This is a genomic window from Flavobacterium sp. UW10123 (assembly GCF_040538975.1).
GTDB lineage: Bacteria > Bacteroidota > Bacteroidia > Flavobacteriales > Flavobacteriaceae > Flavobacterium.
In genome coordinates this window covers 135,185-155,759 of sequence record NZ_JBEWQE010000001.1, presented here as the reverse complement: position 1 = coordinate 155,759, position 20,575 = coordinate 135,185, and the positions used below count along the sequence as shown (strand labels likewise).

General features: G+C 33.7%; 16 protein-coding genes and 2 tRNA genes. 8 read left to right on the top strand and 10 right to left on the bottom strand.

Annotation, left to right across the window (positions count from 1 at the left end):
- Window positions 1–7 precede the first annotated feature (7 nt).
- Window positions 8–322 carry an HPF/RaiA family ribosome-associated protein gene (locus ABXT06_RS00675; protein ID WP_354589026.1) on the bottom strand — a complete coding sequence of 105 codons (315 nt, stop codon included), beginning with the start codon at window positions 320–322 and terminating at the stop codon, window positions 8–10.
- A gap of 342 nt (window positions 323–664) precedes the next feature.
- On the opposite strand from ABXT06_RS00675, the gene ABXT06_RS00670 reads away from it, so the two are divergent.
- A complete protein-coding gene (locus ABXT06_RS00670) occupies window positions 665–898 on the top strand; it encodes a hypothetical protein (RefSeq protein ID WP_354589025.1) in 234 nt (77 codons plus the stop codon).
- A 55-nt stretch (window positions 899–953) separates the two neighbouring features.
- Here the strand turns inward: ABXT06_RS00670 and ABXT06_RS00665 are convergent, their stop codons facing one another.
- From ABXT06_RS00665 to ABXT06_RS00645, 5 genes are all read right to left on the bottom strand, one after another.
- The gene (locus ABXT06_RS00665; protein ID WP_354589024.1) at window positions 954–1,937 is read right to left on the bottom strand and encodes an HNH endonuclease; all 984 of its coding nucleotides are present in this window, start codon (window positions 1,935–1,937) and stop codon (window positions 954–956) included.
- A complete protein-coding gene (locus ABXT06_RS00660; RefSeq protein ID WP_354589023.1) occupies window positions 1,924–3,060 on the bottom strand; it encodes an HNH endonuclease in 1,137 nt (378 codons plus the stop codon). The genes ABXT06_RS00665 and ABXT06_RS00660 overlap by 14 nt, the downstream gene beginning before the upstream one ends.
- A gap of 2 nt (window positions 3,061–3,062) precedes the next feature.
- Complete coding sequence (locus ABXT06_RS00655) at window positions 3,063–4,307, bottom strand: DNA cytosine methyltransferase (RefSeq protein WP_354589022.1); 1,245 nt, start codon at window positions 4,305–4,307, stop codon at window positions 3,063–3,065.
- A complete protein-coding gene (locus ABXT06_RS00650) occupies window positions 4,304–4,525 on the bottom strand; it encodes a helix-turn-helix domain-containing protein (RefSeq protein WP_286968200.1) in 222 nt (73 codons plus the stop codon). The genes ABXT06_RS00655 and ABXT06_RS00650 overlap by 4 nt, the downstream gene beginning before the upstream one ends.
- Before the next feature lie 165 nt (window positions 4,526–4,690).
- Window positions 4,691–7,162 carry an AsmA family protein gene (locus ABXT06_RS00645; RefSeq protein ID WP_354589021.1) on the bottom strand — a complete coding sequence of 824 codons (2,472 nt, stop codon included), beginning with the start codon at window positions 7,160–7,162 and terminating at the stop codon, window positions 4,691–4,693.
- A gap of 231 nt (window positions 7,163–7,393) precedes the next feature.
- On the opposite strand from ABXT06_RS00645, the gene trxA reads away from it, so the two are divergent.
- On the top strand, window positions 7,394–7,711 hold the full coding sequence (gene trxA, locus ABXT06_RS00640; protein ID WP_008466289.1) for a thioredoxin: 318 nt from the start codon (window positions 7,394–7,396) through the stop codon (window positions 7,709–7,711).
- 185 nt (window positions 7,712–7,896) lie between these two features.
- Here the strand turns inward: trxA and ABXT06_RS00635 are convergent, their stop codons facing one another.
- From ABXT06_RS00635 to ABXT06_RS00620, 4 genes are read right to left on the bottom strand one after another with little or no spacing between them, the layout of a single operon-like run.
- Window positions 7,897–9,120 carry a hypothetical protein gene (locus ABXT06_RS00635; RefSeq protein ID WP_354589020.1) on the bottom strand — a complete coding sequence of 408 codons (1,224 nt, stop codon included), beginning with the start codon at window positions 9,118–9,120 and terminating at the stop codon, window positions 7,897–7,899.
- Between the two features lie 50 nt (window positions 9,121–9,170).
- Complete coding sequence (locus ABXT06_RS00630) at window positions 9,171–11,378, bottom strand: TonB-dependent receptor (RefSeq protein ID WP_354589019.1); 2,208 nt, start codon at window positions 11,376–11,378, stop codon at window positions 9,171–9,173.
- A gap of 10 nt (window positions 11,379–11,388) precedes the next feature.
- Entirely contained in the window at window positions 11,389–11,859 is a 471-nt protein-coding gene (locus ABXT06_RS00625; RefSeq protein WP_354589018.1) for a DUF4625 domain-containing protein, read from the bottom strand.
- Complete coding sequence (locus tag ABXT06_RS00620) at window positions 11,856–12,287, bottom strand: DUF4625 domain-containing protein (RefSeq protein WP_354589017.1); 432 nt, start codon at window positions 12,285–12,287, stop codon at window positions 11,856–11,858. Before ABXT06_RS00620 ends, ABXT06_RS00625 begins: the two co-directional genes overlap by 4 nt.
- A 940-nt stretch (window positions 12,288–13,227) precedes the next feature.
- Between ABXT06_RS00620 and ABXT06_RS00615 the strand changes: the two genes are divergently transcribed.
- The 6 genes from ABXT06_RS00615 to ABXT06_RS00590 all read left to right on the top strand — a co-directional run bounded on the left by ABXT06_RS00615 (window position 13,228) and on the right by ABXT06_RS00590 (window position 20,524).
- Entirely contained in the window at window positions 13,228–15,795 is a 2,568-nt protein-coding gene (locus ABXT06_RS00615; protein ID WP_354589016.1) for a M1 family aminopeptidase, read from the top strand.
- Window positions 15,792–16,718 (top strand): DUF58 domain-containing protein, encoded by a 927-nt coding sequence (locus ABXT06_RS00610; protein WP_354589015.1) that lies wholly within the window; start codon window positions 15,792–15,794, stop codon window positions 16,716–16,718. Before ABXT06_RS00615 ends, ABXT06_RS00610 begins: the two co-directional genes overlap by 4 nt.
- Window positions 16,719–16,804: 86 nt before the next feature.
- A tRNA-Asp gene (locus ABXT06_RS00605) sits at window positions 16,805–16,878 on the top strand.
- Between the two features lie 718 nt (window positions 16,879–17,596).
- Window positions 17,597–17,670, top strand: a tRNA-Asp gene (locus ABXT06_RS00600).
- Between the two features lie 316 nt (window positions 17,671–17,986).
- A complete protein-coding gene (locus tag ABXT06_RS00595; RefSeq protein WP_354589014.1) occupies window positions 17,987–18,808 on the top strand; it encodes an AraC family transcriptional regulator in 822 nt (273 codons plus the stop codon).
- Between the two features lie 423 nt (window positions 18,809–19,231).
- Window positions 19,232–20,524, top strand: coding sequence for a TolC family protein (locus tag ABXT06_RS00590; protein WP_354589013.1), 1,293 nt, complete (start codon window positions 19,232–19,234; stop codon window positions 20,522–20,524).
- The last annotated feature ends 51 nt before the right edge of the window (window positions 20,525–20,575 follow it).

Below are 20,575 nucleotides of genomic sequence, written 5' to 3'. Positions count from 1 at the left end.
TTTATATTTAATGTTCTTTTATTTTTTCGAAAGTCGTAGTCAATGTTTTTTTAGCTTTTGCCAATGCACCGCTAAAAGCTTTTTCTAGAGTATCGGCGTGTTCTGTAACCGTAATTGGCTGTAGTTTTACAGGACGAACTTCAATCACACATTTTTTGTCATGCAAGCTGAATTTTTCTCCATTTTCATCTCCAAAATGAATTTCTACGCGAGTAATTTTATCTTGAAAACGGTCTAAGCTTTTTTCTACTTCTCCAGAAAAATAACTTTCTAATCTTGCACTTCCTTCAATGTTTTTGTCGGTGTTGATTTGTACTTTCATAACAAATAAAATTTAATGATTCATTCTCAAACTTATCCATTTTAGAGGAAAAAGACAAGTGAGTTAAGGAAATATTATGAAATTTTAAAATGATTTATTTTTCAATTTTGTAATTTCGATTTGGAGAAAATATACTCAGAGTATTTTATTTTATAAATAAAGAAAAAACTTACAATATATCTTTTGTTTTCGTATATTTGAAGTTCTAAACTTTCAGAATATGAACAAGACAAAACTTCTGCCCGCACGGCATGCTGGCGGTATTGGAAACAACCGCAACGCTCTGAAAGGCGTAGAGCAGCTAACCCATGCGGGTTTTATACTCTCTAAACTTTCAGACTTATGAGTACAAACACCCTTTCCAAAGAAACCGAATTGAGGTTAACTGAATTCTTCAACAATTCAATTGATTCTAAAAGTATGGCAAAAACCATTAGGCAAGTAAATTTCCTTATTGCGTTAAATGCAATACGAGAAGATGGATTTATGAAAACTGAAACCGTAAATATTGAAGATGGTTTCTTTTGGTTAAATGAATTAGCCGAAATTCTTGATCCTTATTTGGGGATTGTGTAAAGACAAAAATAAAAAGCCACTTGGGAAAGTGGCTTTTTTGCTTTTTGACTTATTGTTATCCCTTAAAAATGTTATTTCTATGATATTCTAAATAATTTTCTCTTCCTGCGGTTGGAAGCATTGGATATTGTTTTTCTGGTGAGATGCTTAATTTTGAACAAGTCATCTTTGAAAGCCAGGGAGATATTATAATTTTTTTATCGTTGCTAAATGAAATAAAGCCACGATCAAAAAGTAAATCGTAAGTTGGAGTTAGCATAAAACCATTTTTTGGATCAATTTTTTCATCATCATCTGATTTTACCCAAGGTTTAATATGACTTGCAATTAATAAACGATCATCGGATATTAAAGTTATTGGGCAAAAAGGGCATTCTTCCAAAAGAGCTTGTCTGTACTTTCCTTGACCTTTTCTTGCTCTTAATAATTGAGTTTTAACTTCTGTTGGCAGTTCTTCTTCTTCAAGAATTTTAATTTCTTCTTCAATTACAAAAGGATTTTCATATTCGCCAAAATAATCTACAAAAGGTTTGAAATAAAAAACGAAATTTCCATTTGGGTCAATTAGTTTAATTGCTGAAAGATAACTTATATTTGGCAAAGCAATTTCACGAATTAATTTATAAATAGGATCGTTGTCGGGAGCTTTAACGTATATTCTTGGGCCAGCAATTTGGGTCTGTTCTATTAAAGTAAAATGTAATACCTCGTCAAGTTGTTCTATAATTTTCATTCTTTCTTGCCATAGAGCAGGTAAGTTTTCTTTTTTTTGATAAGGTTGTTCAGGGTTTTTATATTCTCCTTCAGAATTAAGTAAAAATTCTTTTAGATCTTTTTTCAATAAAAAACAATTTATGCGAAATCCATTTTCTCCAAAGAATGATCTTGTTTCTGCATTTTCGTTACCGACATAAAACTTTGCTTCGCCATTTCCACCACCAATTTTATTTGATCGAGCTACAAATGAATCTGCAATTGTCATTTTCTCAATTGTATCGACAATTTCAAATAGATTTTCATTAATGTTAATTGTCGCCATCTACATTTTGTTTAAATATGTTTCTATGATATTCTAGATATTCTTTATTATACTCGTCAATTGTAATTTTCGTGTTTGTAATGTTTTCAAGTGATGGAAATAAACTCACCCAGACATTCTTTTCGATTTTTTCTGACAACATTACTTTTCCATTTTCATCAAAAGAAATTAAAAATTTGTCAAAAAGCTTATCGAATGTTGGGGTTAAAAGAATTCCATTGTTAACATCGAGACGTTCTTTGTTTATTGACTTACTCCAAGGTTTAATATGTCCTGCAATTAATAATCTTGGCTCGTTTATGTCAGTAAAAATGCATTTGTTTTTGGATGAGGATAAAAGATCTTTTCTGAATTTAGATTGTCTAAGTCTTATTTTAATAACGGCATTTTTAATTGTTTCTAATTCACTATCTGAAAGTTCTGAAGATTTAGATAAAATATTCTCTATTACAAAAGCTTTAGTTTCGTTGTATTTTTTTCTAAGTTCGGTGTTTTTATTTAATTCAATAAGTTTACTGAAATTGATTTTCCATGTGACAGACAATATTTCGTTGTCAAAAGAATCAATTTTAAAATTCCATGATAATATCTTGGGAATTAAAAATTGTCTAACAAATTCATAAGAACTATTTGATTGCTCATCAACATCTCTAAACCATTTGAAATATGGTTTAGGTGATTTGTCTGAAATAAAAACTAAATCTGAATAAAATTCTAGATTTTTAGAAGAAATCAAAAGCTTGTTAATCTTTTTTTGTATAATTAATTTATTGAAGTTTGGATTTCGGTATAAAGTTTTAAATTCAGTTAAATATTTGTCTATATTCTTGATTTGTTTTTCTAATTCCTTCAAATCAATGCAATGTTTGACTAGGATACCAGATCCTTTTTGCATAGAAGCTCCATTTTGTTTGTTTTCTTCAAATTTATCATATAAAGAATCTATAATTTCATTGCTTATTAAATTAGAAACATTTTCTGTAAATTTTTTTTTGGTTCCTAAATATATGATATCATTTGCATTTTTCTTTTTAGCTATTTCACGTCTGTCATCTTCTTTTTTTCTTAAAACAACTTCATTTGGAATAGGTAAATAATCGGCTAATATATATTGAATTGCCATAACTAAACACCAAATTTAGTTATATCCATTTGTTTCATTAAAGCAATAAAAACATTCACAACAATACTGTTGCCTGCTTGTCGATACATTTGAGTATCACTAACAACTTGCTTGAAATCTTCTTTAAAACCCATCAAACGAAGACATTCACGAGGAGTTAGTTTTCTTATTTTTCCTTTATTGTGAGTTACATAATTATCTACGCCTGAACGATGCATTTTATGCATAGATTGTAAAATAGGTCTTGCAATTTCTAAATCAGTTCCAACTGTTGTTTTAAATGATTTAGTGCCTGTAGCTAGTACATAGGCTTTCGTTTTTTCGGATAAATAATATTTTTCTTCAACGTCATTTACATTAAAAATGAAATCATTGAAACTGCTTTCTGCTTCTTCAAAAACAAAATCTCCATGCCAGTTAAATTGTTGGTTTGCTTTTTGGCATAAAGCAATTTCGCCATTTATTTGAGTGTATCTTTTATTTCTGTTTTTTGTGCTTGTAACAAATTTCACTCCTTTTTCTTTTAAATAATATTTACTGTCAATATAATCTTCAAGAAAATCTTGCATTTTATACTCTAATGGAATTTCTTCAGGAAATTGAAATTGAGTTTCAGTGTCTCTAAAACCAACAACAAAAATTCTTTCTCTATGTTGTGGAATTCCATAATCTTTTGAATTTAGTAGTTGATAGTTGATTTTATATCCTAATTCTTTAAAAGTTTCTTTTATAACTTTAAAAGTGTTCCCTTTATCATGATTTACCAACCCTTTTACATTTTCGAATATAAAAACCTTAGGTTGACTTTCTTTTACAACTCTAGCAAATTCATAAAATAATGTCCCTCTTGTATCTTCAAATCCTCTTCTTTTGCCTACCATAGAAAATGATTGACAAGGACTCCCCCCAACCAATAAATCTATGCCTCCTTCATATTTTGATCCATCAATTTGTTTTACGTCTTCATACCAGCTTTTTTCTGAAATTTCATAATTAGCAAAATAACTTTGTTTAACATGTTTATCATTATCACAAGCAAATACGATTTCACTTTTTAAATCTAATCTTTCTAAGGCATGTTCTATAGATCCTATTCCACTAAACATTGTTGCTAAGCGAATAGTTGCATTGGGATTGCTAAATTTTTTATCAACCCAGTTTTCTTTTTCGTAAAAGATATTAAACTGTGGTTCGTTTACTTCTTCGTTGATAACTTCTTTGGTTTCTGCATATATCTTTTTCTTCATTTCTTAAAATTGTTATCGTTAAAAAAAGCCCCAAAATCAGTATTAAGAGCTGTTATTATTTTTTCTATTATTTCTATGGAAACATTTCGTTGACCTTTTTCAATATCTGAGATATAATTTCTATCAACGTTGGAAATATTGGCTAAATACTCGATTGAGTATCCGTTTTTTTCTCGAAGTTCTTTGACCTTGAATCCGAATTTTTCTTTGATATTCATAGTGTATAAAAATAGTTTTGTGCGTACAATTGACCTGCGTACAATTGGCCTCAAAAATATTTAGTTTTCAACTGGATATTAACCATGAGATTTGAGATTTATTGTAAAGAATAATTAATGAAGATTCCTCGTTCCTCGGAATGACAAAAAAACAAGAGATTTTTTCTACCCCTTATCCTTCTTCCCCCACTTAACCTTCATTTTCCCTTCATTATCATAAGCAATCAAATGCAGGACAATACCGCGTTCGCGAACGGCTTTTCGTTCTTCTTTGGTGGCGAGTTTGGCGTCGTTTTTAGAATTTCTTAGCGGAATGGTAAGCGCGAGATTGGTGCCTCGGCCGAAAGAGTAAATTCCGACAACATCAAAGTTTAAGACGCTGGAACTTATGGTAAGTTTATTGACATCGATTTGCTCACCACGCAGATTGAGCGAACCCGACAAATCGCTAAAAGTAATATTCTCTACATCACGAAACGGAAAAGCAAATTTCCCAACTTTCATAATCGGTTCAAAATTGAGTAATGCGCCTTGGTTGACATTAAAATCTAGTTTTCCTTTCATCGAATTCATGATCAAATCGCCCGTGCTGCTCATTAAACCAGCAACATTGGCATTGCTAGTTAATCGCCCGCGAATGTTTTTCGGACTGAAAGATTTGATTCCGAAATTATTGAATGACCTTAAAAAACTCGCAATATCAACTCGGTTTACCTGTGCGTTTGAAGTAAAAACATAACGATTTCCACTTGGCTCAACAGAGCCGCTAAAGTTTATGCTTCCGCCAGAAGTATTTAATGTTCCGTTTTTAAGCAGAATCTTAGAATTTAGCATTTGCAGTGTAGCCTGAGTATTGGTTGCAGTAAGCGCGCCATAGGTGATTTTATCGGCTTTAAGATTAATTACAGCTGTACATTTTTCTATTACAGATCTCAATTGATTTGTAAAATTGACATTCTGTTTAACTGGTTTTTTCACTGCGACTTTTTGTTTCGGAGAACTTTCTAAAACGCCTATAAACTGTTTTACATCAATATTTGGGCAGTAAATATTCCAGTTTACAACCATTTTTTCTGGTGCGTCGTAATAGAGATTCAAGAAATTATCGATTTTTCCGTCAATGCGGATAATGTTCTTTTTGTGTTTGTAGGCTATTTTTTTAATATAAAGCGCTTCTTGCGTAAAAGACAATTGAACAGCCGTTTTTTCGGCATGAATCTTTTTCGGAAGATAATCGAATGTGGCATCAGTAATGTCAACATCGCCTGTAAATTTGGGTTTATTGATGTACAAATCGACAATATCAAACTGAAATTTCAAATTGGCTTTGGCATGACCGCTTTCAAAATGAAGAATTTTTTCGTTCGTCATTCCGTTGAGTTTCGAAATGTCAAAATCAGCATTTACAACTCCAGTAGCAATCGGTTTTTCGAGATTATTAATTACGGCTTGCGCAATTTTTAGCGGAATGCTTTCGTATTCGGCTTTAAAATGGGTGAGAATAATGGCGGAGTTTGGATCGCTGGATTCCTTTTCGGGTTTAAAAGTGTTAGTAAAAATTCCTTTAAAACTGCAATTGGTAAACAAACCATCAGGAATGCTCACTTCATTATCGCGAATATCTGCTTGCACCACAATTTTTGGGTCGCCTTCAACATTCAAATCACCTTTGATATCGCAGTTTACCTTAATCGGTTTTTTTATATCAAATTGGTTAAGTTTTGAGCTAATGTTTGCCGATAATAAATTGGAAGCATTTCGCCATAAAATATCCGTTCCGATATTGATTCCGAAAAGCGAATTGTTTTTTCCGATATTAAAGAAAGCGACAATATCAAAAACGTCAGAACCAATTTTAAGTCCTTTGGTTTTAATATCTATTCTCTGATTGGTTTGGGCATACGAAATATCAAAATTGCCTTCTAGAACTTTCTCCTTGGCAAAACTTCCGTGAACGGTATTAAAGGCGAGACTATTAATTTTGGTTTTCAAAAACAAATTGGTCTGCCAGCTGTCATCTTCATAATTTACTTTTGAATCTAAACTCGCCACATCAAAATCAAACAATTTATGCCCCAAATGATTGTCAATAATCACATGAACTTTGTTGAGGTTTACTTCGTCAATCGTAGTTTCGGGTTTTTCTTTATCGGTTTGCAGTTTCTTCTTTTTGGGTTTAAAAATATTGGCATTAGAATAACCGTTTTCGGCTTTGTAGATATAAATATCAGCGTCGTTAATTAAGATTTTATGAATGTTGATTTCATGTTTCAATAAACTCAAAATGTTCAAACGTGCTTCGATTTCTTTTGCTCTCAACAAAGTATGTTTGTGGCTTTGCCATTGATTGTCTTTTATTTCGACATCATTCAGCGCCAATGTAAAGTTTGGGAAACCCGTTAGAAACTTATAATGAAAATCGCCAACATGAAATTTGCCGTTTATATTCTCGTTGATTTTGGTATTGACTTTGGCAATAATTTCAGCTTTATTTCGGTTAAAATATATTGACAAACCTCCGCAGGCAAGCAGAAGAATCGCGATTAGGCCCAAAATAAAATATCCAAAGCGTTTGGCATATTTTTTAAAAGAATCAGATTGCAGAAAGGATTTTGTTTTGGATAAAGTTTCTTTCATGTTAATCGTATTTTTGGATAACTAAAGATACTAAAAAAATGCTAAAAAGTTTATTGGTTTGATTTTCAGGTAAATAAATTGTAAATTTAGCATTATACAGTTTATAATTATTGACAATACATTTATAATGAAAACTAATTTAGTAATGGTGTTTGATTTATTTTAAATTTTTAAATTTGTACTGTAGTTTGAAAGTTAATATTTCGAACCTAATTTTAATCTTAATATATTATGGCATTAGCAATAACAGATGCTACTTTTGATGAAGTAGTTTTAAAATCAGATAAACCAGTAATGGTAGATTTTTGGGCAGCATGGTGTGGTCCTTGTAGAATGGTTGGTCCAATCATTGACCAATTAAGCGAAGAGTACGCTGGTAAAGTAGTTGTTGGTAAAGTAGATGTAGATGCTAACCAAGAATTTGCTGCAAAATATGGTGTGCGTAACATACCAACCGTTTTGGTGTTTCAAAATGGTGAAGTAGTAGGAAAACAAGTAGGAGTAGCTCCGAAACAAGCCTACGCAGATAGTTTAGACGCTTTATTGTAATCTCAGATTACGATATTATATAAAAGAGGTTTGACGAGAGTCAAACCTTTTTTATTTTATTTTTCTGCCACGAATTCACGAATTCGCGCTAATTTAATTACTTCCAAAAACGTATATAGCCGTTCTGATAATTTCACAAATTTAATTCGTGAATTGGTGGCAGAAAACCTTTGTTCGAAAATTAATTAGTGACTGTGTGTTTCGCTGTTTTCATAACCCAAAACCGTAATCATATAAGGCGTACTTGAAACCTTAGTCTTTTTGATTGCCAATGTAGAAAGGTTAACTCGCACTAATTCTCCAGTTGTTGGCGAAGTAATGTAAGCAAAACGATCTGTAACTGCCATTTGAGGTTTTAATGTTGCATCTGTAGCTGTTTCTGCAGTCGCTTTAGTTTCTTTTACAGCTTGCAAACTGCTGATATCATAAAGTTTAAATTCTCCAGAATGCAATAAAACAGCCAATTTTTTACGATCATAGCTTGTTTTGCATTGCATAATGGTTGTGTTCGCAATAATTGGTTTTACAGTATTAGCTACAACATCAATTAAATAAGCGCCTTTTACAGCAGTATACCCAATAAATTTTCCTGCCGAAGCCGTTTCTAAAATACTTCCAAACCAAGCTGTTCCAAAATCTGCTGGATGATCGATTAGTTTTTGGTTTCCGTTGCTTTCTACAACCAAAATTCCGCTTGACGAACCAAAAACTGCATAAACGCCATCTGAAGCATTTCCGTGAATTCCTTTTGTTTGAATTTTTGCATCAAAAAGTGTTTTTCCTGTGTTATCAATGATTTTTACTTTTTCAGGAAGCGTTCCAGTTACCGAATTGTCTTTTACCGTAATGGCATAAGTTCCGTTTGTAAAAGTTGCCATTGCACCGTGATGTGCCAATAAACCTGCATTTATTGTTTTGAAAGTTGCACCAGCTTTGTTTACATCAGCTTCTTTACCAACAGAAAGCGTTCCGTCACCATCATTAAAAGTCAGGATTTCACCAATTTTACTTTTAAAATGCGTTGGTTTTAATGCGCTTGTGGCTAAAGCTCCAAATTTCGGAAGATCATCAACATCAATGTGATCACCGTGTAATTCTAATCCGCTGTCAAAAGTTTCTACGAAATTATTGTCTCTGTGAACAATTCCTGCATAACGTCCAGATTCTGTTGTGTACAAAGACGATTTCGCAAATTTTGCAGTAAAAGAACTGATTTTATCTTCATGCGGATCAAAAAGTGTTAACTCAGTTGTTTTTTCGTCAGAAAGTAAAACTCGAACAAAAGTGTGTTCTTGTGAAGTGTCGTGATCATGATCATGATCGTCGTGATTGTCATCGTCGTTGCTGCACGAAACCGCAAAAAGCGAAACTGCAAATAAAAATAGTAGTTTGTAAAACTTGTTTTTCATTGTAATAAAGGATTTAAAATTTGTAAATAATTGAATTTTGAATAGTCTGCTTATTGCGAAAACGAAAACGGAATTTTCATAGAAACAATAATGTTTCGTCCCGCTTCTGGAAGTTCGATAAGTCGGTAAAAGCTGGTGTGATTTAAATATCTCGTATTAAATAAATTCTGGATCTGAATATTGATGCTGATATCCTGTTTTCCTGTTTTTACTTTTGAGCCAAAAGCCACATTAAAAACATGACTTTCTGCCGTTTTTTTCTCAGGCGGAACGATATTGTTTTGCTGTGCCGTAAAACGATAATCAACAGAAAAATAAGGCTCTTTTAAAAAGCTGATTTGCGGTTCGTAATTCAATCCAAACAAAATAGAAGGCGGTGGCGAAAACGGAAGAGTATAGCCTTTTTTGCTTCCTGATTTTTGTTCCGAATAAAGATATTCGGCGCCAATTTCTGCGCTTAAAGATTTTAGGAAATAGTATCTCGTCTGCAATTCTGCGCCGTAACGAAAGACTTTGCTTTGTTCATATTCAAAAACCTGATTTCCTGCGCCATAATAAATATCATGTACTGAGGTTGGATTCAGATAAATGAAATTTGGAAAATAGTTAACAAACGGAGTCAGCTGAAAAGACCAGTTTTGCTGATTCCATTCGATTCCCAAATCGAGTTGATACGAACGTTCGGCATCCAAATTCGGATTCCCTTTTTCGAATCTGAAATAATGATAATTTACTCCGTTTGAAGCCAGTTCTTTGGCAATTGGCATTCTAAAACTTGATCCCAAATTGGCTTTCAGCGAGAGTTTTCCAGGATTATAATTTGCTCCAACAGACCATATAAAGCTGTCAAAAGTTTTTGTTAAATCTTGAGAACGTTGCAAATATTCCAATTCCGTCTGATTGTTTTCAGAAACGGGACTTTGAAACCAATCGTAATACGATTTCATTTTAATTTTTCCGTAATCGTAACGAATAGCACCGTGCAGAAACCATTTTTCATTCAGTTCAATTTTATCGTAAGCAAATAAACCCGCGTTAAATTGAGTGAAAGCAGGAATTAAAAAACTCCATCCGCCAATGGCATTTTCTTGTCCGATAATATTGGTTCCGACAGTAATCTGATGGCGATTAAATCGGAATTCATCTTTAGCAGAAAACGACCAAACATCTTTATCATATTGACGTTCCAAATCTTGCGGAGCGTACATATTTTCAGGATAAATTGGTGGCATATAACCGTGATTTACGTAATGGCTATATTCTCTTCTAAAGTTATTCTGAAAACCAATCTGCATCTCAAAAGCATGATTTCCCAACTGAAAAGAAGTTGTATTACTTACCTTTAAATGATTGACTTGCTGATACGGCATCAAAATATCACGGCTCGATTTGTCGTGTAATTCTAGATCGACATTTCTAGGTTCGAGTCCATGCGCATTCGCGAAAAATCCGCTTTTGGTATGCACATTACTGAAATAAAAAACTGATTTTAAATTATCTCCCGAATAGCCTGAACTCAAATGAAAATCAAGTTCTTTTCCCGCGGTATTTCGCAAATGATTTTTGTATAGCGGAACAGCATAACTGTACACATGAACCACATCGGTTGGAACGCGATAATCGCCGTAATCCATTGTGGTCATACGGGAATCAAAGAACCAGTTTTTATTTCTTCCAAATAAATTAATAGAACTTCCAAATTGTGCATTGTTGCTTTTTCCGGTAAGATCGACGCTTCCGCCAAAAGTGTTTTGCGACGGAAGAGGAAGCGGTTTAATATTTATCGCACCACCGACAGCATCAGATCCGTAGATAAATGAAGAAGGGCCTTTTATAATTTCTACCCGATTGACCGCATATTGATCGATTTCCAGTCCGTGATCGGCGCCCCATTGCTGGCCTTCGTGTTTCAAGCCGTTTTCGACCACAATAACCTGATTGAAACTCAAACCTCGAATAAGCGGTTTCGAACCTCCAGAACCAATCGAAATAGTTTTAACGCCTGGCAATTTCTGCAAAGACTGCATTAAACTTCCGCCAAGATTACGCTGGATGAAACTATTGTTTACCGTTTCAACATTCAGCGATTCTTCTTTTTTGCGTTTTTCAATAGAATTTCCGTTAACTAAAACTTCGTTAAGTTCTTTGATTTCTGGTTTCTTTTCTGAAGGTTGATTTTGAGAAAAAGCTTCGGCTGAAACCAATAAACTGATAGGTAAAAAACAATATTTCCAATACATGGATAGGGCATTCTTCATTAATCTGATCTTATAAAATTTTAATACTTAAACCTTTCAGCGTCTGCCAGCCTTCTTTATCTGTCAAGCGGATCATAAAATGATAATCGCCAGGATCAACATCGGCAGGAATGGAGATTTGAGCCGTTGCTTCGTAACTTTTTACGCCGTTTGGAATCGTGTAATTGTTAATAAAAAGCATTGGTTTTACAGGGCTTTTTACAGCTTCGGTTTCACAAGTGTTAACTTCTGTACTATGCGTATGATGGTCGAAATTGTGGTGAATGTCTAAGCTGTAAGAACCCAAAGCGACATTATCATTAAAAGTGGCTTTGAAAGTGAAGGTTTTTCCGCGTTCGATCGTGCTGCATTGAATTGGAAAAGCATTTGTTCCAGTGATGTCAATTACGGGATATTCGCTGTCAATTTCGGCTTTATCGCTTGAACATGATGTTATAAAGGCAAGTGTCAAAACGCCAAAAAGGAACTTTAATTTTTTCATATTTTTTGATTTATAATGGTTAAGTTTTTCTTCACTTCTAGCTTAGTTCCGTTTTGATCGTTTACGATAATGATAAAGTCATATTTGCCTTCTGCAGCATCTTCTGGAATATCAAAATGTTTGTGGACCGTCGCGTTTTTTGCGCCCACATATTGTGTCCAAGTAATTTCGTGCGACCAGACTTTAGAGTAAGTTTCTGCACTTCTTTGAACAATTTTTACTTGCACATTTTCGATTTTGTCAGCAGCTGTTACTTCTGCATTAAAATGGAAATCTGCACCAATAGTTGCTGTTTCGCTGTTTTTAAGACCCAGCTCGATTTTGTCAATAGTTGGAATTGCTTGTTCTTGTTCTGAATCGTCGTTACTGCAGCCTGTAAAAGCAATTGCCGCAAAAAGCGAAGCCAGAATGAGTTTTGTTGTTTTCATTTTTTCTGATTTGATTCTGATCATTTTATAAAGGGTGTTTAGGTTATAAAAGAGTTTGTAAATGCTTTTAAGCTTTTATGGCTAAAGACATTAGGTTAAGATTTTTTCTTTAAGGTTTTCTTTTATTTAGCTCTCGCAAAGTCGCGAAGACGCAAAAAAATTGTTCTAAGCTTTGCGTTTTCGCGACTTTGCGAGAACAAACAAATGCTCAAAAAGGTACAGCCATAACTAAAACCCGAATTAGGATTTAGTTATAAATGCGTTGATAGATAAAATGTTGAAGTTTTATTGTGCTGAAAAAGCAGACAGAAATTATCAACATGATATATTAACTGCTTAAAATGAATAAAATAGCTATTGAAAGTTTTTAAGATATAAATCATTAAAAACAGCTAAATAGCCGAATTGCAAAAATAAATCGGGTGCACAAAAAAATCTAAAGTGTAAAAGGTGGGGCTCGAAGTGAGAAAAGAGCACCCTTAAAAAATGTAAAATGCGGTTTGCTGTAAAAAATAAGTTGTTTTACAACAGGATTATTCTTGAAAAACTGAAAAGCATGAAATTCAAATGTGCCAACAGCGCTAAACTTAAAATCACAAATCGAACATTTATGAAACGAATGCAATTTTGCCTTGAATTGAGGCTTTTCTGAAACAGAAAATTCTAACTTCTCTTTTGAATTATGAGTATCCAAAATGTGCTCATACGAATGGACAGCCGGAAAAAGTATTGCGAACAATACAATCAAAGGCATGAAGAGATTTATAAATTTAAGTTTCTTTTTCATTCGTTAATGATTACTTCTGATATTTTAAATCAGAATTAATGCAATAGTGTTGCAAATATAAAAATCTTATTCTTAAATGCAATGTTGTTGCGATAATTGTTTGCAAAAAATCAATGCTTTTGCTAATTTTATCAAATCTTATATTCCCTAAAAATGAAAATTTTCTACAGCCTTCTTTGTTTCTTTATATTGATTTTCAATAGTTTTTCTCAGTCAAAAGCAAGTGAATTATTTGAAAACGGTGTTTCAGAACAGCTGGCACATTTTCGTAAAAAACAGATTTCAGATCTTCAATACACTTTGTCTTTTGAAATTCCGAATCAGAAAGCAGAAAATATAAATTCTAATTTGATAGTAAATTTGAGTTTGTCCGATTTAAGTCAGCCTTTAATTTTAGATTTTAAAGAGAAAACTTCAAACATAAAAACAATTGAAGTAAACGGAAAAAAGCTTTCGATTACTCATGAAAACGGACATATTGTAATTCCGGTTTCGACTTTGGTTTCAGGAAAAAATAGTGTTTCAATTTCCTTTATTGCGGGTAATTTATCCTTAAACCGAAATGATGATTTTCTTTATACTTTATTAGTTCCGGATCGTGCAAGTACTTTATTTCCCTGCTTTGATCAGCCAGATTTGAAAGCGACCTATAAACTAAGACTTTCTGTACCAAAAGACTGGTCGGTTTTAGCTGGAGCCGATGTGGTGGAAAAACTCGAGAAAGGAGATTTTACAGCTTACACTTTTGGTGAATCAGACAAAATGAGTACGTATTTGTTTTCTTTCGTTGCTGGAAAATTCAAAAGCACGACGCAAAAACCAGGTTTAGAAATGACGATGCTGTATCGTGAAAATAGTCCAGAGAAATTTCGCGTAAGCGCAGATACTATTTTCAATTTACATCAGCAGTCTTTAGATTTTTTGGAAAAATATACCAATTACAAATTTCCGTTTCAAAAGCTGGATTTTGCTTCAATTCCTGTTTTTCAGTATGGCGGAATGGAACATGTTGGCGCAATTCAATACAGAGAATCAACTTTATTTTTGGACAACAGCGCAACCGATACCGAGAAATTAAACCGTGCTAAATTGATAGCTCACGAAACCTCGCACATGTGGTTTGGGGATTTGGTTACCATGAAATGGTTTGATGACGTTTGGATGAAAGAGGTTTTTGCCAACTTCATGGCCGATAAAATCATGAATCCGATTTTCCCAAAAGTCAATCATAATCTGCAATTTTTTACCGCGCATTATCCTAGCGCTTATGCGGAAGATAGATCTTTAGGAACACATCCGATCAAACAGCATTTGGCGAATTTAAAGAATGCGGGTTCGTTGTACGGAGCTATTATTTACAACAAAGCGCCCATCATGATGCGCCAGTTAGAAGCTTCAATGGGAAAAGAAGCTTTCCAGAAAGGAATTCAAAAATACATTCAGAAATATGCTAATGACAATGCCGACTGGAATAATCTCGTAGAACTTCTTGATGCCGAAACTCCGCTTGACATGAAAAAATGGAGCGATGTCTGGGTAAACAAATCCGGAAGAGCCATTTTTACAGTTCAAATAAAATATGATTCTAAAAACCGAATTAAAAGTTTTGAAATTCAACAACAAGCCGAGGATAAATCAGAGAATATCTGGCCTCAGGTTTTTCAGATTGGTTTAGTTTATGCCAAAGAGGTAAAGGTTTTGTCAGTTAATATTAATGACAAAAATACCGTTGTAAAAGAAGCGGAAGGACTTGAGAAACCACTTGCTGTTGTTTACAATTATAATGGTTTTGGATACGGAGTTTTTCCGCTTGACGGGAATAATTTAAATTATATAGCTGATTTAAAAGATGAAATGGCGAGAGCTTCCAGTTACAGTAATCTTTATGAAAATACTTTGATTGGAAATGTTTCGCCAGAAAAAGCTTTTGATTGTTTTTTAAAGGGAATTCAAACAGAGCAAAATGAATTGGTTCTGCGAATTGCTTCGAATAGTCTGAATACCATTTATTGGAGATTTTTTACTGAAAAACAGCAAAATAAAGTTCAGAAACAGCTTGATGGTATTTTGAATGAACGTTTGCAGGCGAATTTATCTGCAAATATAAAAAAGACGTTATTCGGATTATTTATTTCGATTGCGTATTCCAATTCAGCAAAAGGCAGTTTGTATAAAGTCTGGAACAGAGAAATCTCGATTCCGAATTTGAAATTAAATGAAGATGATTATACCAACATGGCGATGAATCTGGCGATTTTTAAACATCCAAAAGCCGATGAGATTTTGGAGAAAACCAGAACATCCTTTACAAATCCTGATAAACAAAAGCGTTTTGAGTTTTTATTGCCTTCTTTATCAAAAGATGAATCGGTTCGAAATGCGTTTATGGAATCTTTAAAAGACGATGCAAATCGTGAAAAAGAATCTTGGGTTTCGGTTGGTTTGAGTAATATTCATCATCCGCTTCGTCAAGAAAGCGCGCAGAAATATATTAGATTTTCATTAGATTTGGTAGAAGAAATTCAGCGCACGGGAGATATTTTCTTCCCGAAAGATTGGTTGGACAATACAGTTGGAAGATATTCGTCTAAATTTGCTTTTGATGAAGTGCAAAGATTCTTAAAAGAAAACCCTAATTTTAGTCCGATCTTGAAACGCAAATTATTCATGGCGACAGATTTGCTTTATAAAGCACAAAATATTAAAAAAGAAACCGAATGAAAATTGAATCGGAAATAGAAAAAGTCTCCAGTTTTCAGCACCTTGAAATGCTGGCGAATCAGGTTGTGGAAGGTTTTATATCGGGAATGCACAAGAGTCCGTTTCATGGATTTTCCGCCGAATTTGCCGAACATAAAGTCTATAACGCAGGCGAAAGCACCAAACATATCGACTGGAAATTGTTTGCCAAAACCGACCGTTTGTACACGAAACGTTTTGAGGAAGAAACCAATTTACGCTGTCATTTGATTGTCGACAATTCGTCATCAATGCATTATCCTGAATTAAAATCGAATCAGCCTTTTTACGAAAAGAAGATTGGTTTTGCCGTTTTGGCTTCTGCTGTTTTAATGAATATTTTAAAGAAACAGCGTGATGCCGTTGGTTTGAGCGTTTTCTCAGATAAATACGAATATTACGCCCCAGAAAAAGGAAGCGATCGTCATCACAGAATGCTTTTGAACAAACTGGAAGAATTATTGGTTCAGCCAAAAGTCAAAAAAACAACCGATACAATTACGTATTTACATCAGATTGCGGAGAAAATGCATCGCCGTTCGATGATTATTTTGTTTACAGATATGTTTCAGACAGAAGATGACGAGAAATTATTCAACGCATTGCAGCATTTAAAACACAATAAACATAAAGTGGTTTTATTTCATGTAGTTGATAATGAAACCGAATTGAAGTTTGATTTTGATAATTCGCCAAGAAAATTCATTGATTTAGAATCTGGAGATGAGGTTTCTATTTTTGCTGATAATGTAAAAGAGGAATACGAAAAAAGGGTAGAAGCTTATTTTAGAAACTTGGCTTTAACCTGCGCAAAGAACCAAATTAAGTACGTTCCGGTAAATGTTGGTGATAATTTTGAAAAAATATTGACTACATATTTGGTTGAAAAACAAAACTTTGGATAATATTTTAAAAAATAATTTCATTTTTTTTATAAAAACGCTTGCAGAAATGAAATTCTGTTATATCTTTGCAACCGCAATAACGCAGAGGTTTGGTAGTTCAGCTGGTTAGAATACATGCCTGTCACGCATGGGGTCGCGGGTTCGAGTCCCGTCCAGACCGCAATATTGGGGAAGCCTTTCTTAACAGAAAGGCTTTTTTGCCCAAATACGGTATCTAAGATTAGTTGTGTTGTTTTGCTACGACTTTGTAACTCGTAGCTGGTTTAGTAGTTAGACCAATGAAAAGCTTTCCACTTTTGTGGATGGCTTTTTTGATTTAAGACACTTTTGGTTTTGCTTAAATAAGATGAAAATTTTACCGCAAAGAGCGCAAAGATTTACGCAAAGTTCACAAAGATATTTTTTAAAGAATGCAAAGTCGCAAAGCTTAATCAATTTTAAGCTTTGCGATTTTTTTTTCTCAATTCTGATTTCAACGAACAGTTTGTCATTTCGAGGAACGAGAAATCTTCGCAAGTAACTCAACAAAGATTTTCCGTTTATATATTAAAGTATAGCCCGTGGTTTCAACCGTGGGAACACAATGTAAATAAATACGTCTCCCGTGGTTGAAACCACGGGCTATGTTTAAATCAGGTTGAATATTTCTATATGAAAAAGCCTTTGTCAAAGTTTTAAAATTTGTGGACTTTGCGTTCCCGATAGTTATCGGGATAGTGCTTTTAGCGGTTAAGTAAAAGAAAGTTCCTACTTTTTAATTAAAACTTAAATTTTTAAAATATTGGATTTTAACTAATTAAAAAATTGTCCAAATTTTATTTGAAAAAACGCTTGCAGAAACGAAAATCTGTTGTATTTTTGCACTCGCAATAACGCAGGGTTTGGTAGTTCAGTTGGTTAGAATACATGCCTGTCACGCATGGGGTCGCGGGTTCGAGTCCCGTCCAGACCGCCTAAGTTGTTAAAAGCCTTTCTTAACGGAAAGGCTTTTTTGTTTTTGTTATTTAACCGCAATCCCGATAGCTATCGGGAGCTAAGATTTACGTAAAGTTCGCAAAGTTTAATTTAGCCACAGATTATACAGATTAACACAGATTTTAAAAAATCCTTCTAATCCTTTTAATCTGTGGCTAAAAATTTTAAGTATAAAAAGTTTTGCTCCCGATAGCTATCGGGATTGCGCTTTCCTTGCGGGCTTTGCGGTTAAATTTCACAATCCAATTTTCTTCTTATCTTTAATATCACTAAAAGTGCTATATTAAACACCAATGGAACACTCCGGTCAGAAACTCGATAAATACTATATCAAAAAAGTAGATGCTGATAAAAAGAGCATTTACTGCCACCACGATTTGATGGGTGAATTGTTTATTCCGCCACACAGACACCAGAAAGCACAGCTCTTATATGCGGAAGGCGATGTTGTTTTTGTGACTACAGAAACCAAAACTTATTTTTTACCTGCAAGACATTTTATCTGGATTCCGAGTGGAGTGGAGCATAGCATCGAGCCGAAATCGGAAAGTGTTATGATGCGAAATCTGTATTTTCCTGTTGAAAAAGAAGAAGATGACTTTTATAAAGTAGAAGGAATTTATCCCGTTAATAACTTACTGTTGCAAATGATGCTTTTTACGAATCGATGGAATGGCGATCTTAAAAAAGGAACTCCGAACTTTGCCATTGCTAAAGCTATAAAAGCGATTCTTCCGCAAATTTGCACCAATAATTTACCTTTAGAATTACCACAACCAAAAGACAAACGACTTGGAAAGATTCTTCGTTATATTGAGAATAACCTAGGAGAAACGATTCTGTTTGCTGATGTCGCTCATGAATTTGGTTTTAGCGAACGCTCTTTGTACCGCTTGTTTCAAAAAGATCTCAATATGTCTTTTATTCAATATTATACTATTAGAAGAATTTTAAAGGCAATCGAACTTTTATTAGAAAGAAAACTTTCGGTAAAAGAGGTAGCCGAAGAAGTTGGTTACAATAGTGCTCCGACTTTCAGTAATACTTTCTTCAAGATTTTAGGGCAAAGACCTTCCGATTACTTAAACGGAGAAGAGATTTTGGAAAGTAAATAGTTTTTATTTCACGCAGATTTTAATAGATTTTAGCTGATTTTGCAGATTCTTTTTTATTCCGCATAAAAAAAATCTCACAGATTTCACAGTTTTTTAAATGCTTTATAATCTGCACAATCTGACAAATCTGCGAGAGTAAAAAGGAAAATCTGCGCGCATCTGCTAAAATCTATTAAAATCTGCGTGAAATATCACAATCCAAATCTGTTTTGTAATAAATTGTTTTTCAGTGTTTTAATATAACGTTTTCGGAAAACATGATTTTAACATTTGTCTGAAATGAATATGTTCTTGGCTTTTTAGAATTATCAGTCACGAGAAAAATGAAGGAACTTTGCAGCATCAAATATTAATGTATTCATGTTCCTTAAAACAACAAATTCTACAGACGACTGTTTTCCCAGATTCCTGCTGTTAATCTTAATGATATTAGTATTCAATGGTTTACAAGCGCAGGAAGTTCATTCGGTTTCATTACAAGAAGCTTTGAAACTGGCTAAAGAAAACAACAAAAAAATCCTTAGATCTCAATTGGAGGTCACGCTCTCAGAGCAGAATATCAAAGAAAGAAAAGAACTCCGACTACCAGATGTACAGCTAAGCGGTATGTATTCTCGAATTACGAATATTACCGAATTTAAAGGAAGCGGGTTTTTAAAAGACAAAGAAGTTACACCGGCAATTCCTGAAATTTATGAGGTCAATTCGACTTTTAAAATGCCAATTTATGCTGGAAATAAGATTAATAATGCCATCAAAATTGCCAATCAGGAAAGCGAAATAGCTAAAATAAAAACAGAAAAGGCCGAAAATGATATCGAGCTTGAAGTCGTTGCTAATTATCTGGCGATTTATAAAATGATGGAACTTCAGAAAATATTCGAAGAAAACATCAAAGAAGAAAAAAGCCGATTGAAAGAAGTGCAATCGCTTCAAAAACATGGAACGGTTACGAAAAACGAAGTTATTCGTGCCGAATTACAGCTTTCAGATCGCGAATTGAATGCGTTAACTAACTCCAAAAACATTAAAATCGCACTTCACGATCTGAAAACGCTGATCCAGATTCCAGAAAACGAAGAAATTGCGATTGATACAACGTCGAGTTTGGATGAAATGAACGGTTTGGATCCGTATGATTTTTATATGAATAAAGCTTTGCAAAACGAAGAAATGCGTATTGCAAGTCAAGAATTAAATATCAGCAAAACGGAGCTGAAACTGGTAAAAGGAAACTATTTGCCAAGTGTTCATTTCTTTGGGAATTATGGTTTTTATTATCCAAACTATAAATTCTTTCCGCCCAATCCGTATCTGTACACTTTAGGGCAAGTTGGGATTGAAGCGACTTTTGACCTTTCGTCTTTATATAAAAATAAAACCAAAATGGAGCAGGCGAATACCAAAATCAAATGGCAGGAAATGCAGAATGAAATTGTAAAAGAGGAAATTCAAGACAAGTTGTATAAAGAACATACGCAGTATCAGGAAATTCTTGAAAAGTTTGTTGTTGTGGATAAAGCATTGGATTTGGCTGACGAAAATTACCGCATTGTAAAGCTGAAATACTTAAATCAATTGGTTTTAATTACCGAAATGGTTGACGCTGATAATGCTTTGCTTCAGGCGAAATACAACAAAATTTCTACTCGATTGGATGCGGTTTTAAAACATTACGAATTGCTTCATACGGCTGGAATGCTTCCGCAGAGCTAGATGGTGAGAGGTTTTTAGAGGAAAGAGACAAGAAGCAAGACTTTATAAGAG